Here is a 15143-nt window from a genome sequence, read left to right on the forward strand (position 1 = left end):
AAAGCCCAGTTGGCGGACATGCCCGAGCAGGTCTCGCTGCCCGGTGACCGGCCGCGTCCGGCCTCCGCATCGTACGAAGGGGACTATCTCGAAGTCGGGATGGACGCGGATCTGCACCGCGCCCTCACCGAACTGGCCCGCCGCAACGGCACCACCCTCTTCATGGTCCTCCAGGCCGGACTGGCCGCCCTGATGACACGCATGGGCTGCGGCACCGACATCCCCATCGGCAGCCCCATCGCCGGACGCACCGACCAGGCCATGGACGACCTCATCGGCTTCTTCGTCAACACCCTCGTCCTGCGCACCGACACCTCCGGCAACCCGACGTTCACCCAGTTGCTGAGGCGGGTCCGGGACACCGCCCTGAACGCCTACGCCCACCAGGACCTGCCGTTCGAGTACCTCGTCGAGGTGCTCAACCCGGCCCGGTCGCTGACACACCACCCGCTGTTCCAGGTGATGCTGGCCCTGCAGAACGCGCCCAAGGCCCGCTTCGAACTGCCCGGCCTGGAAGCCACCGTCTTCCAGGCCCGCACCGGCACCGCGAAGTTCGACCTGTTCTTCAGCCTCGTGGAACGCAAGACGGACGACGGGGCGCCGGACGGCATCGAGGGCGCGGTGGAGTACTCCAGCGATCTGTACGAACCGGACACCGTGCGTGTGCTGTTCGAGCGCTGGGTGCGTCTGCTGGCCGCTGTCGCGGACGCCCCGAACCGTCCGATCGCACAGGTCGACGTGCTGACGGCCTCCGAACGCGAGCGGGTGCTGCGCACCTGGAACGACACGGCCGTGCCGGTGGCTCCTGCTCTGCTGCCGCAGTTGCTGGACGAGCGGGTGGCGGCGACGCCCGATGCCGTCGCCGTGGTGGCCGACGGCACCACGCTGACGTACCGGGAGCTGGATCAGCAGGCCAATCGGCTGGCCGCGGAGATCGTGGCTCGCGGCGGCGGCCCCGGCACGGTGGTGGCGCTGGCGCTGCCGCGCACGGTGGAGCTTCCCGTCACGCTGCTGGCGGTGCTGCGCAGCGGTGCCGCCTATCTGCCGCTCGACACGGAGTATCCGGCGCCTCGGCTGGAGTTCATGGTGCGCGACGCGCGGCCGGCGGTGCTGATCACCACCCAGGCGACCGGCAAGCTCGTACCCGAGGTCGACGGCCTGCCGCGCCTGGAGCTGGACGACCCACGGACCCTGGCCGCTCTCCGGTCGCGGCCGGACACGCCGCCGAGTATCACGCTCGCGGCCCAGCAGCCCGCGTACGTCATCTACACGTCCGGGTCGACCGGCACTCCCAAGGGCGTGGTCGTACCGCACCTGGCGCTCGTCAACTTCCTGCATGCCATGGGCCGCCTGGTCCCGCTCACACCCGAGGACCGGCTGCTGGCCGTCACCACGGTCTCCTTCGACATCGCGGCACTGGAGATCTGGCTGCCGCTGCTGCGGGGTGCCCGGGTCGTCCTCGCTCCCCGAGACGTGGTGCCGCAGCCGTCGGCGCTGCTGGAGCTGGTGTCCGGGCAGGGCATCACCGTCATGCAGGCGACCCCGGCGCTGTGGCAGGCGCTGGTCTCGCACGATCCGGCGCCCCTGCGGGGTCTGCGCATCCTCACCGGCGGAGAGGCGCTGCCCGAGCGGCTCGCCGCGGCCCTGGCCGGGCTGGGCGAGGTGGTGAACCTGTACGGGCCGACCGAGACGACCATCTGGTCGACGGCGAGCCGGGAGACGGGGGCACGGTCGCCGCTGATCGGCACGCCGATCGACAACACCCGGGCGTATGTGCTCGACGCACGACTGCGGCCGGTGCCGCCCGGTGTCCTCGGCGACCTGTATCTCGGCGGAACCGGTCTCGCGCACGGCTACCTGCGCCGGCCCGGTCTGACGGCCTCGCGTTTCGTGGCCTGTCGGCACGGCGGCTCGGGCGAGAGGATGTACCGCACGGGTGATCTGGCCCGCTGGACCGCCGACGGCGAGCTGGAGTTCCTCGGCCGGGCCGACGACCAGGTCAAGCTGCGTGGCTTCCGGATCGAACTCGGCGAGATCGAGCGCGTCCTCGGTGAGCAGCCCGGGGTGCGGCAGGCTGCCGTCACGGTCCGCGAGGACCGCCCGGGTGACCGGCGGCTGGTGGCCTACGTCGTGGCCGACACCGCAGCCGACGACCGTGAAGAAGGGGCGGAGCGCCACCAGTTGGAGGACTGGCGGCAGTTGTACGACTCGGTCTACGCCGACGCGGCGGACGCGCCGTTCGGCGAGGACTTCGCCAGCTGGAACAGCAGCTACACCGACGAGCCCATCCCGCCGGCCGAGATGCGCGGGTGGCGTGCGGACACGGTGCGGCGGATCCTCGACCTGAAACCCCGCCGGGTGCTCGAACTGGGTGTGGGCACGGGCCTGTTGCTCTCCCGTGTCGCGCCGCAGTGCGCGGAGTACTGGGGCACGGACTTCTCCGACCACGTCGTCGCGGAGCTGCGCCGGCACGTGGAGGCGGATCCGGTGCTGCGCGAGCGGGTCACGCTGCGGGTGCAGGCGGCGCACGATCCCGGTGGGCTGCCCACGGGGTACTTCGACACGATCGTGCTGAACTCCGTCGTCCAGTACTTTCCGAGCGCCGGCCATCTGACCGAGGTCCTCACGGTCGCGAGCCGTCTGCTGGCCCCCGGCGGCACCCTGTTCGTCGGCGATGTGCGCAATGTGCGGCTGCTGCGGGCACTGAGGGCCGGCGTCCAGGCGCACCGGATGTCAGGACCGCCGGACCTGGCCGTGCTGCGCCGTGAGGTCGAGCACGACCTGATGACCGAGAAGGAACTCCTCGTCGACCCGGACTTCTTCACCGTGGCCGCCGACCGCCTCCAGGGCATCACCGCCGTGGGCGTGTCGCTCAAGGAGGGCTCCTACGACAACGAGCTGAGCCGGTACCGCTACGACGTGACCCTGCACCACCGGGACGCGCCGACGACCGATGTGCGCACCGCGCCCGCGGTGTCCTGGGACGACCTCGGCGGTCTGGACGCCCTACGCGCCCATCTGGCCGAGCACCGGCCCGAGCGGCTGCGTGTGACCGGTGTCCCGAACGACCGGATCGCCGCCGAACTGGCCCTGGCGGAGGCGATCCGCACCGGTGTCGGTCCGGTGGTGCCCGCGCCGACGGTGGACCTGGCGGACCTGCACCGGCTGGGTGCGGAGCTGGGCTACCGCACGGCGGCGGCCTGGTCGTCGCATCCGCGGCTGGTCGACTTCGTCCTGGCCCGCGGGGACGCCCCGCTGACCGGCACCTGCCTGCCGCTGACGGCGCCCGGCCCGCGCACCTCGCTGGTGGCTCTGACCAGCGACCCCATGGCCCCACGCACCAGCGGCGCGCTGCTGGCGAGGCTGCGCCGGCACGCCGAGCAGACGCTGCCGGGGTACATGGTGCCCGGCACCTTCGTACCGATCGGCGCGCTGCCACTGACCGCCAACGGCAAGCTGAACCGCGCGGCGCTCCCGGCTCCGGCGCTGACCACGGGTGGCACGGAACGCGATCCGCGTACCCCGCAGGAGCAGATCGTGTGCGATCTGTTCGCGCAGGTCCTGGGCCTGCCCCGGGTCGGTGCCGACGACAACTTCTTCGAGCTGGGCGGTCACTCGCTGCTCGCCACCCGGCTGATCGCCTCGATCCGGTCCACGTTCGGCGTGGAACTGGCCCTGCGGGTGCTGTTCGAGAACGCGACCCCCGCGGCGGTGGCCGGGACACTGGACACGGCGGCGCCGAGCCGGCTGGGGGTCGCCCGCCGGCCGCGACCGGACCGGCTGCCCTTGTCCTTCGCCCAGCGCCGCCTGTGGTTCATCCACAAGATGGAGGGTCCCAGCGCGACCTACAACATCCCCCTCGCGCTGCGCCTGACCGGCTCGCTGGACAGGGATGCGCTGCGGGCGGCGCTCGCGGACGTGGTGACGCGCCACGAGAGCCTGCGCACGGTCTTCCCGGAGAGCAGCGGGGTGCCGTGGCAGCGGGTACTGGACACCGCCGAGGCGGCACCGGCGGTGGAGGTGGTCGTCACCGACGAGCAGGGCCTGTCCGGACAGCTGGACGCGGCGGCCCAGCGGGGCTTCGAGCTGGCCGGTGAACCGCCGCTGCGTGTCCATCTGTTCGCGCTCTCCGCGGAGGAGCACGTGCTGCTCCTCGTGGTGCACCACATCGCCGGGGACGGCTGGTCGCTGAACCCCCTGGCCCGCGACCTGGCGCAGGCGTACGAGGCGCGGTGCCGCGGCGAGGCCCCGTCGTGGGCGCCGCTGCCGGTGCAGTACGCCGACTACACCCTGTGGCAGAACGACCTGCTGGGTGACCAAGTCGACGCGGACAGCCTCTTCGCCACGCAGCTGGACTACTGGGGCCGTCAACTGCGGTCCCTGCCGGAGGAGTTGCGGCTGCCCACCGACCGGCCGCGGCCCGCCGTGGCGTCCTATCGCGGCGACTACGTGAAGGTCGCCATCGGCGCGGACCTGCACCAGCGGATCGCCGATCTGGCCCGGCACTCCGGTGCCACGGTGTTCATGGTGCTCCAGGCGGGACTCGCGGCGCTGCTGTCCCGCCTGAGCGGCAGCTCGGACATTCCCCTCGGCAGTCCGATCGCCGGTCGCACCGATCAGGAACTCGACGATCTGGTGGGCTTCTTCGTCAATACGCTGGTGCTGCGGACCGACACCTCGGGGCGGCCCAGCTTCCGTGAGCTGATCGCCCGGGTGCGGAACACCGCGCTGAGCGCCTACGCCCATCAGGACGTGCCGTTCGAGTATCTGGTGGAGAAGCTGAACCCGCCGCGCTCGCTCGGCCGGCATCCGCTGTTCCAGACGATGCTGGCCCTGCAGAACGCGCCCGCCGGTTCCTTCCGGCTGCCCGGGCTGCGCGTCGACATCGCACCGGGGCGTACCGGTTCCTCGAAGTTCGATCTGTTCTTCAGCCTCTCGGAACACCTGGGCGACACGGGCCGGGCGGAGGGCATCACCGGAGTCGTCGAATACGCGAGCGACCTGTATGACGAGCCGACGGTGACCGCCCTGTTCGACCGCTGGGTGCAGCTGCTGACGTCTCTCGTGGCGGCCCCGCACCGGGCGATCGGCTCGGCCGATCTGCTCACCGCGCGGGAGAGCCTGCGGCTGGAGCAGCACAACGACACCGCCCGGCCGGCGGCGGAGGAGGGCCTGCCGGAACTGTTCGACGCCCGGGTGGCCAGGCATCCCGACGCGCCGGCGCTGGTGCACGGCGACCGGGAGATCAGCTACCGCGCGCTGTGCGACGCCGCGGAGGACATCACGGCGGCGCTGGTGCGCCGGGGGGTGCGCCGGGCGGACACCGTGGCGCTGCTCCTCCCCCGCTCCCCCGGCCTGGTCGCCGCGATCCTCGGCATCCTGAAGGCGGGGGCGGCCTACGTACCGCTGGATCCGCGGTATCCGGCGGCGCGTGCGCGGATGATCACGGCCGAGAGCGGGGCCCGCGTCCTGGTCACCGACCGGGCGCCGGCGCCGGGGTCGGTTCCCGAGGGCACCACGGTCGTGCTCGTCGGCACCGACCTCGGCGAGGGTTTCGTCCCGGACCGGGCCCGGGACGGGGTGGCGTCGGCCGCGGCGCACGCGCCGGGTCCGGAGGATCTGGCGTACATCATGTACACCTCCGGTTCCACCGGGCAGCCCAAGGGCATCGGTGTCACGCACCGGAACGTGGCCGAGCTGGCGGCCGATCCGGGCTGGCGCACCGAGGCGCAGGGGCGGGTGCTGCTGCACTCCTCGCCGGCGTTCGACGCGTCGACGTACGAGCTGTGGGTGCCGCTGCTCACCGGGGGCACCGTCGTGGTGGCCCCGGACGGCGATCTGGACCTGCACGTCCTGGCCGACACGATCGTCCGGCAACGGGTCACCGGTCTGTGGCTGACCAGTTCCCTGTTCACGCTGGTCGCGGAGAGCATGCCGGAGTGCCTGGCCGAGGTCCGGCAGGTGTGGACGGGCGGCGAGGCCGTGTCGCCGCACGCGGTGCGCACGGTGCTGGCGGCCTGTCCCGGCCTGGTCGTCGTCAACGGGTACGGGCCGACCGAGACGACCACCTTCGCCGCGAGCTGGCCCGTCGGTGCGCTCGCCGCCGACGCGACGTCCGTGCCGATCGGCCGGCCGATGGCCAACACCCGGCTCTATGTACTGGATCCGGAGCTGCGCCCGGTACCGCCGGGTGTGGTCGGGGAGCTGTACATCGCCGGTACCGGTCTCGCCCGGGGCTATCAGGACCGGCCGGGCCTGACGGCGTGGCGGTTCGTCGCCGACCCGTTCGGGAAGCCCGGGGCACGCATGTACCGGACCGGGGATCTGGTGCGGTGGTCCGCACAGGGTGCGCTGGACTACGTCGGGCGCGGAGACGACCAGGTCAAGCTGCGGGGCTTCCGCATCGAGCCGGGCGAGGTGGAGAGCGTGCTGCTGCGCCACCCGGCGGTCGGGCAGGCGGCGGTGCTGGTACGCGAGGCACGGGCGTCCGATCCACGGCTGGTGGCGTACGTGGTCGCCGGCCCCGAGGCCGCGGGCCGGGACAAGGCCGCCGAGCAGGACCAGGTCGACGAGTGGCAGGGCGTCTACGAATCCCTGTACGCCGCGCCGACGGCCGAGTTCGGGGAGGACTTCTCCGGCTGGAACAGCAGCTACGACTCGGCGCCCATCCCTGTGGAGCAGATGCGCGAGTGGCGCCGGGAGACGGTTGGCCGCATCCGGCGGCTGCGTCCGCGCCGGGTGCTGGAGATCGGAGCCGGGACGGGTCTGCTGCTGTCGCAGCTCGCCCGGGACGCGCAGGAGTACTGGGCGACGGACTTCTCGCCGAGGGTCGTCGAGACGCTGCGCGGGCATGTGACGCGGGATCCGGAGCTGCGGGACAGGGTGCGGTTGCGGGTGCTGGCCGCCCATGACACCGGGGATCTGCCTCAGGGGTACTTCGACACGGTCGTGCTCAACTCGATCGTGCAGTACTTCCCGAGCGCCGAGTACCTGGTGCAGGTGATCGAGGCATCCCTGCGGTCGCTGGCGCCGGGCGGCGCCCTGTTCCTGGGCGATGTACGGAACCTGCATCGGCACCGCATGCTCACCTCCGCGGCCCTGGCCCGGAAGGTGCACGACCGGCACGACCGCGCGAACCTGCGGCGGGCGATCGAGCGTGCCCTGGTGCTGGAGAAGGAGCTGCTCGTCGCGCCCGAGCTGTTCACGGTGCTCGGCGAGCACGTCGACGGCGTCGCGGGCGCCCGGGTCCTGGTCAAGCGGGGCTCGTTCCACAACGAGCTGACGCGTTACCGCTACGACGTCACGCTCTTCAAGGAGGGGGGCACCCCGGTCACCTCGGCTCGCGAGGTGCCGGCCGTCGCGTGGCACGACGCCACGGGACTGGCCGGGCTGGAGGAGGCGCTCTCCGGGGCGCGGGGGCCGCTGCGGGTCACGGGTGTGCCCGACGAGCGCGTCGCCGAGGACGCGGTCGTGTCGGCGGCGATCCACGAGGAGGACCCCGATGTGGCGGCGGACGCACCGCCGCTGGCGGCGGTGGACGAACTGGCCGGACGGCTGGGGCTGGCCGCGCACGTGACGTGGTCGCCCGACCCTGCTCGCCTGGACGTGGTGTTCACCGGGCCGGACGACGCCTCCCCGGTGGTCGACCTGTACCGGCCGCGGGCCCCGCACGGCACCGGCACACCGCTGACCCGGTGGGTGCGGGCACCGCTGACGGCACGGGCGGCGGGCGCGTTGGTGAACAGTGTGCTCGACCATGCCCGGAGCCACCTGCCGGAGTACATGGTGCCCGCCGCCGTGGTGCCGCTCAGCGGACTCCCGTTGACCCGCAACGGCAAGCTGGACCGCTCGGCGCTCCCCGCGCCCGAGCTCGACTCGGGTGCGGACGGCCGTGCTCCGCGCCTGCCGCAGGAAGAGCTGATGTGCGAGCTGTTCGCCGAGGTGCTGGGCCTGCCGCGGGTCCACGTCGACGACGACTTCTTCCAGCTCGGCGGGCACTCGCTGCTGGCGGCCCGGCTCAAGGCCCGGATCCGCGCGGCCTTCGGCGTGGAGCTGGGCCTGCGGGCCCTGTTCGAGACGCCGACGCCGGCCGGCATGTCGCGGCGCCTCGCCGCCGGTGACACCGGCGACGGCTTCGAGGTCATGCTGCCGCTGCGTCCGCGGGGCGAGCGCGAGGCGCTGTTCTGTGTGCATCCCGGCGGAGGGATCAGCTGGTCGTACGCCGGTCTGCTGAAGCATCTCGAGGCCGAGCGGCCGGTGTTCGGCATCCAGGCACGCGGTCTGGGCACGCCTGAACCCCGGCCGGACACGCTGGAGGCGATGGCGGTCGACTACGCGGACGAGATCCAGCGGGTACAGCCCTCGGGCCCCTACCACCTGCTCGGCTGGTCGTTCGGCGGGCTGGCGGCCTACGCGGTGGCCGTCGAGTTGCAGCGGCGCGGGCAGTCCCTGGGGATGGTCGCCGTCATCGACACCTGCCCCGGCTGGAAAGGACTGACCCATGACGACGTCCCGGAGCTGGACGAGGAGGACCTGCACGAACATCTCGCCTACCTGGTGGGGCTCGTCGACGCGGCGTCCGAGGTCGGCGACGGGGAGCGGCTGACCATGGAGCGGACGACGGAGATCCTGCGGCGGCGGGGCAGTGCGCTGGCGAGCCTGCGGGAGGAGCAGCTGCGGGCGATCATGGAGATCTCCGCCAACAACACCCACCTCCTCGTCGACTACGTCCCCGAGCGCCTGACCGGCGACCTTCTGCTGCTGACCGCCACCGACCAGCAGGAGCCGTCGGTGACCCACCGGGCGTGGACTCCCTACGTCGACGGCCGTATCGAGCGGCACGTGCTGCCGGGCGAGCACGGCACCCTGCTCAACCGGGACGCCTCGCTGGAGGCGATCGGCCGGTTGATCGCGGCGGATCTGGCCGCCCGCGCCGACGGCCGGGAGTGAGCGGTACGGCCCGCGCCGAAAGGACGACGGCGCGGGCCGTACCGGTGCCGCGCCGTCCTTGCGGCGGACCGGCGCGCACCCATGCCTGCACCAGCAGCTCCTTATGGCGTAAAGTATCACCGACAATGGGCTCCACAGGGGGAATCACGGCTGGGCGGCGGCAATAGCCGGGCAGCACCCCCTCGCCACCCCGCCCCGATCGCGCGAAGGAATCCATGAATAACTTGCCGATCTGGCTTCTGCACGTCACCCGGACAGAGCGGATCACCCCCCACATGGCGCGCATCACCCTGACCGGTGACGATGTGCGCGGCTTTTCCCTGAAGGAAGCCGACCAGCAGGTCAAGCTGTATTTCCCGCGCCCGGGCCAGTCCCGGCCGCTCCTGCCGGAGGTCACCGAAACCACCGATCTGACCTCGTGGTACCAGGCGTACAGCGCCATCCCGGAGGACGACCGGCCCTGGATGCGCAGTTACACGGTCCGCGCGCACGACCCGGCCACGGACTCCATCAGCTTCGACTTCGTCCTGCACGAGCACGCCGGGCCGGCCACCCGGTGGGCGCTGGACGCCAAGGAGGGCGACTGCCTCGGCGTGTTCGGGCCGACCGACTACTTTGCGCGCCCCAAGCCCCTGTCCTCCTCGGTCGAGGAGGCGGACTGGATCCTGCTGGCCGGTGACGACGCCGCGATCCCCGGCATGGCCACGATCATCGAGAGCCTGCCGTCCGGCAAGCGGGCGGTCGCGTTCGTCGAGGTCCGGGACTCGACCGACGAACAGCCGTTCAGCACCGAGGGCGACCTGACCACGACATGGCTCCACCGCGGCTCGAGCGAGCCCGGGTACAGCGACCTGCTCGCCCAGGCGCTCCAGGCCACCACGCTTCCCGAGGGCGAGGGCTTCGCCTGGATCGCCGGCGAGGCCGGCCTGGTCCGCCGGCTCCGGCGGCACCTGGTGGACGACCGCGGCATGCCCAAGAGCCGGATCGACTTCTCGGGTTACTGGCGTCTGAAGCTCACCCAGGACGACGCGCCCACGTCCGAGGACCTCGCCGAGGCACAGGAGCGCCTGGCCGAGGCGCAGGCCCAGTCCTCCTGACCCCTCACACCCCGACCGGGAGGTGCCGCGCACCGGCGTCTCCCGGTCCCGGGATGTTCCGCCGCGCTGTGCCCCAAGGGCTCTGACACAGCCTGAATTCGGAGCGAAAGTCCAGCGTCAACCCCGCAGGATCGAATCAAGCCAATCCGCTGTTCGCCATACATGTGATCGAAATTCGTTGATACGCTCAAGTCCGTCACGGACAGCGATGCGGCCATATGACGAAAATCCAGCAGCTGGCGCACGTGGCCGGTACACCAGCTCCGGGTTTCGGCATCATTTGCTTCGCCAGTGCTCAACGGGGGTGTTTTCGTTGATTTTCTTCATCACGGGCGATCTGACTCACCCGTTGATTTTCAGGTTCTAGAAAAAAGAACCCATCACACGAGCCGCACACCCATCCCGCGTTCAGCCGCTTCGGCGCACGCTGCGGGTCGCCACACCAAGCCCACCGGCGGCGCCGTCACACGGCCGACGCCCGAATCACCTCAACCACGCGGCTTCTGCATCACCAGAGGCAAGACCAACGCCGGAAGAGAGGTTCGTATGCAGCACTCCGTGGACCGCGCTCAGCGGAACCGCCCGCGTACCAGCGCGCCCCTTCGGAGGAACGGAGCCGATGCGGGGCGGAACGGGAAGGACATCCTCACCACACGCGTGGGACTGAGAATTCCCGCCTCCCTGACGTTCGAACGATGGCAGCACGCCGGCTCGCAGATCTCACGGATCGTCGACTCCTCGTCCTGGTGTCTCGGCGACTGGCTCGTCTACGGCCAGGAGGAGTTCTCCGACCGCTATCTGCGTGCGATCGAGGCCTGCGGACTCGACTACCAGACACTGCGCAACTACGCCTGGGTCGCCCGCAAGTTCGAACTGAGCCGCCGCCGCGAGACGTTGAGCTTCCAGCACCACGCCGAGGTGAGTTCCCTGCCGCCCAGCGAGCAGGACAAGTGGCTCGACCTGGCTGACGAGTTCAACTGGTCGCGCAACGAACTGCGCCGGAACATACGCTCCCATCGTCAGCGCGACGGCAAGGGCGAACCGCCGAAGGACTACCTCCCCAAGCTCAGCGCCCCGGCCGAACGCGTGCAGCGGTGGCGCAAGGCCGCCGAGCTCGCCGGCGACCAGTTCGAGCAGTGGGTGCTGCGGGCACTCGACGAGGCCGCGCTGGCCAGCCTTCCCGGGTAGCCCCGGGAGGGCCGGCCGGCGCGGCCCGGTCCCGCCTCGATGTCGGGGTGAGATCTCACCGAGACAGGTGAGGCAGACTGCTTGCCTCACCTGCCCGTCGTCCCTCGGCTTCCGGCTACTTCCACGCCCTCAGCACACCGTGCGGCGTCCAGGTCTTGCCGGGAAGTCGCTCGACGCTCCGGAAGCCGGCGTCCCGCAGCCACGCCTCGTACTGCCCCCAGTGGTAGAGGGTGCTGCTCGGCGCCGGCAGAGTGGCGAAGTAGACGTTGTCGAGCGCTGCGTACAGCGGTCCGTCCCCGGTGTCGTCGGAGAACGCGTTGAAGATGAGCACCTGCCCGCCCGGGGCCAGACAGTCGAACGCCTTCCTCAGAAGGGTCACGTTCTCCTGCGGAGACCAGATGACGAGCTGGTTGGCGAACAGTACGCAGTCGTGGCCGGCCGGGAAGTCGTCGGCGAAGATGTCGCCGGGCCGCACGGAAATACGCCCGTCCAGGCCGCTCTCGGCGATCTTGCGCTGGGCGATGTCGAGGGCCCCCGGCATGTCGACGACCGTGAAGGACGTCCCCGGGTTCGCCTCCGCCAGGGCGATCGCGTTGACACCGTCACCGCCGCCCACGTCCAGCACCCGGGACACACCGCTCAGATCGGCCCGGTCCACGAGTACCGGATTGGACAGGCGCGACCAGGATCGCATGCAACGGTAGAACAGCGCCTCCAGTTCCGGCTGTGAGGCCAGCCGGTGGTAGAGATCGTCGCCCTCACCCGGGATGCTCCGCAGCCCGACGTTCCTGTTCTGCCGCAGCGCCTCCACCAGGTCGCCGGCGGCCGGGATCACGATGCGGTCCTCGAACTCGACGATGTCCTCGATGATGCTCCAGCTGCCGTCGGCGATCATCGTCCCGATCAACTCGGCGTTGGTGTAGCGGTCGTTGTCCCGAGAGGTCAGCCCGAGCGACGTCGTGCCCAGCAAGAGGATCTGCGTCGCCCTCGGTTGAAGCTTCAGGCCGACGGCGATCTGCTCCGCGGTCAGCGGTCCTTCCTCGTGCAGCTGGGTGAAGAGTCCGAGTTCACAGCCGGCGTGGAGCAGCTGGAAGGCGGAGGCTCCGAAAAGGATCCGGGTCAGTCCGTCGCGGTCGACGGGGCCGGCCTGGGGCATGATGCGCTCCCTCGTGGGGTGAGTGGTCGATGAGGTGACAGGGCGGTGAGGTACGGGCGGCCGACCGTGTGCACTACAGGAGCGACCGTACGGACCACAGTTCCGGGAAGAACCGGTGGCCGCTGATACGCGTGAGCCAGGACACGCCGTCGGTGCCCCCGGTCCCGGGTTTGCCGCCGAGAACACGCTGAACGACCGTGAGGTGGGTGTACCGCCACCGGGCGAAGGACTCGGCGACGTCGGTCAGGGCCTCGCCGAGCAGGAACAGGCTGTGGTGCTCGGCGCTGTTCTCGTACACCTCACGCCAGGCCTGCTCGACACTGTCATGAGGTTCGTACGGCGCCTCGCGCGGACGCGACAGAACGGCGTCCGCGACGGGCAGACCGCGGCGGCGCAGCAGGGCCAGCGCCGCGTCGTACAGGCTCGCCTCGTACAACTGCCGGTACACCGCCTCGTAGCTGGACGCATGACGGTGCGGCACGACCATCTGCGGGTTCTTGTTGCCGAGGAGGAATTCGAGGCGGCGGTACGAGGCGGACTGAAAACCCGAGGCAGTGCCCAGGACGTCACGGAACTCGGCGAATTCCACCGGTGTCATCGCGCTGAAGAAATCCCAGGACGACAACGCAACCTGCTGTACACGGGTGGCCCGGCGCAGTGTCCACAACGCGGCATCCGCATCGTCGTCGGACAACCGGTCCCGGGCCGCCGTGAATTCTGTGCACAGGAGTTTGAAGAGCAGCTCCATGACCTGGCTCATGACGATGAAGCCGGGCTCGGTGGCCGCCGGGGTCCGGGGATGCTGGAGCGCGAGAAGGGCATCCATCTCCGCGTACTCGGCGTATGCCGTGGGGGGTCCGCCGACCTCGCCGCCGTAGGGGCAGCGACTCCCTCCCGTGCGGTCCAGGTCCTCGCCCGGTTGCACGGAGGTCATTCGGCACGCCCCCGAGGCTGCGGCGCGCGGGGTTCGGGGGAGTCCGTCGGCGGCGGGGCACCGGTTCCGTGCAGGGCCAGCGCCTTGTGATACGCCGTCATCAGCAGGGGACCGGCACCGTCCGAACCGGACCGGTACCGCTCGCCGAAACGCCGGTGGTACTGGGCGAACCAGTCCGCCCGCTCCCCGAGGAAGAGGATGTCGTGCACGGCGATCGCCCGCACCGCGACCAGCGGAACGGGTGACCGGCTCACCATGAAGGCCGGGTTGCGGGCCGCGGGTTCGTCACACTCCGGATGGAACTGACCGATCATCAGCCCCCGTTCGACGGTCTCGGTCTTGACCTGCGCATGCGCCTCGTCAAGCATCCCGAACGCCTCGTGCGGCAGGTCCGGCAGCACGATGAGCAGCGCCCGGAGCGCCGCGTTCGACGTCTGCCAGTCGAACTGCTCGAACTCGTCCAGGCCGCAGCGGATGATCTCTTTGAGCAACGAGAGGCTGGCGGCCGGACCCACCAGCCGCACCACCGTCTCGACAGCGTCGGCCCGTCGGGCGGGCATCACGAACGGGCAGACCGCGCCGGACCGGCCGAGCTGCTCGTGGGGCTGGGTTATATAGGAATCCAGCCATTCGTCGACGCTGTCGAGGGCTTTCCCGACGTCGACTGCCAACACATCGATTGACACTGCTGTCGATTCCCTCCGACGGCACCATGAAGAAATGGGCGCGGGTATTTTGTCGTGCGTGCCCCGCACCGATTTATTGGCTGACGAAACCATATCGGCGGCCAGAAAGAAGCATCAAGGAATTCGGTCCCCCGACCCACGACCGGGAATGCCTTGTGTGTCCCGCCGGCGGGACACACCGGCACGGTGTCCGGGGCGGGACCTGCCCGCGGCTCACCCCTGGTGAATCCGGCCGGCTCGGCCAGACTGGGTGACCGATACGTACGGCCGCGCACCATGGAACGGCCCTGCCCACCCCGCCCCGAATCACCTCGGAGAACACGTGCTCATCCCGGTCAATCCCTGGATCCGCAGCTTCGGGCTGGCACCGACCGCGCCCGTGCAGCTCCTGTGCTTCCCCCATGCCGGCGGCGTCGCGGCCTTCTACGGGCCGTTGGCGGCGGCGCTCGCTCCCGAGGTCGACATCCTCGCCGTCCAGTACCCGGGCCGCCAAGACCGCTTCCAGGAGCGGCTCGTGGACAGCGTCACCGAGCTGGCCGACGGCATCGCCGAGGCGGTGCGTCCGCTCCTGCACCGGCCCACGTCCCTCCTCGGCCACAGCATGGGGGCCGCCGTGGCCTACGAGGTGGCGCTCCGGCTGGAGGCACGGGCCCAGGCGTTGCGGACCCTCTTCGTCTCCGGCCAGCGGACTCCCTCGGCCGACCGGGACAACGGCATCCACGCCCTCCCCGACGACCGGCTGGCCGCGGAGCTGCGCCGCCTGGGCGCGACGGACCCGGACATCCTCGCCGACCGTGACCTGCTCGATGTGCTGCTGCCGACCATCCGGGCCGACTACCGGGCCATCGAGACCTATCGCCGTGCGGACGCGCCTCCCCTCGACTGTCCGGTCGTCGCCCTCACCGGCACCGCCGATCCGTACGTCACGGTGCCGGAGGCCGCCGGCTGGGCGAACCTCACCCGCCGCGACTTCGCGTTCCACGAACTGCCCGGCGGCCACTTCTTCCTCGACGCACAGCGTGACCGGGTGTGCGAGATCCTGCGCGCCCGCCTCACGTTCTCCGCCGCGGCCGAACGCCCCTGACACCGGCCGACTCCGAGGGCGTCACACCAGCGCGCGGCGCCCGTCTCAC

General features: G+C 70.9%; 7 protein-coding genes. 4 read left to right on the forward strand and 3 right to left on the reverse strand.

Annotation, left to right across the window (positions count from 1 at the left end):
• The first annotated feature begins 18 nt into the window (after positions 1 to 18).
• The 3 genes from AQJ58_RS39425 to AQJ58_RS39435 all read left to right on the forward strand — a co-directional run bounded on the left by AQJ58_RS39425 (position 19) and on the right by AQJ58_RS39435 (position 11234).
• Complete coding sequence (locus AQJ58_RS39425; RefSeq protein ID WP_067259374.1) at positions 19 to 8949, forward strand: non-ribosomal peptide synthetase; 8931 nt, start codon at positions 19 to 21, stop codon at positions 8947 to 8949.
• Between the two features lie 215 nt (positions 8950 to 9164).
• A complete protein-coding gene (locus AQJ58_RS39430; protein ID WP_067259376.1) occupies positions 9165 to 10046 on the forward strand; it encodes a siderophore-interacting protein in 882 nt (293 codons plus the stop codon).
• A gap of 657 nt (positions 10047 to 10703) precedes the next feature.
• Positions 10704 to 11234 carry an LmbU family transcriptional regulator gene (locus AQJ58_RS39435; RefSeq protein WP_067259377.1) on the forward strand — a complete coding sequence of 177 codons (531 nt, stop codon included), beginning with the start codon at positions 10704 to 10706 and terminating at the stop codon, positions 11232 to 11234.
• 115 nt (positions 11235 to 11349) lie between these two features.
• Here AQJ58_RS39435 and AQJ58_RS39440 read toward each other — a convergent pair whose 3' ends face one another.
• From AQJ58_RS39440 to AQJ58_RS39450, 3 genes are all read right to left on the reverse strand, one after another.
• A complete protein-coding gene (locus AQJ58_RS39440) occupies positions 11350 to 12390 on the reverse strand; it encodes a methyltransferase (protein WP_067259379.1) in 1041 nt (346 codons plus the stop codon).
• Positions 12391 to 12463: 73 nt separating this feature from the next.
• On the reverse strand, positions 12464 to 13324 hold the full coding sequence (locus AQJ58_RS39445; protein WP_079079520.1) for a tryptophan 2,3-dioxygenase: 861 nt from the start codon (positions 13322 to 13324) through the stop codon (positions 12464 to 12466).
• Positions 13321 to 13995: a DUF6875 domain-containing protein gene (locus tag AQJ58_RS39450; protein WP_067259381.1), complete on the reverse strand. Its 675-nt coding sequence runs from the start codon at positions 13993 to 13995 to the stop codon at positions 13321 to 13323. The genes AQJ58_RS39445 and AQJ58_RS39450 overlap by 4 nt, the downstream gene beginning before the upstream one ends.
• A gap of 337 nt (positions 13996 to 14332) precedes the next feature.
• Here AQJ58_RS39450 and AQJ58_RS39455 point away from each other — a divergent pair, with 337 nt between their 5' ends.
• A complete protein-coding gene (locus AQJ58_RS39455; protein ID WP_067259383.1) occupies positions 14333 to 15094 on the forward strand; it encodes a thioesterase II family protein in 762 nt (253 codons plus the stop codon).
• The last annotated feature ends 49 nt before the right edge of the window (positions 15095 to 15143 follow it).

The sequence above is a fragment of the Streptomyces sp. DSM 15324 genome (assembly GCF_001514285.1).
Taxonomy (GTDB): Bacteria; Actinomycetota; Actinomycetes; order Streptomycetales; family Streptomycetaceae; genus Streptomyces.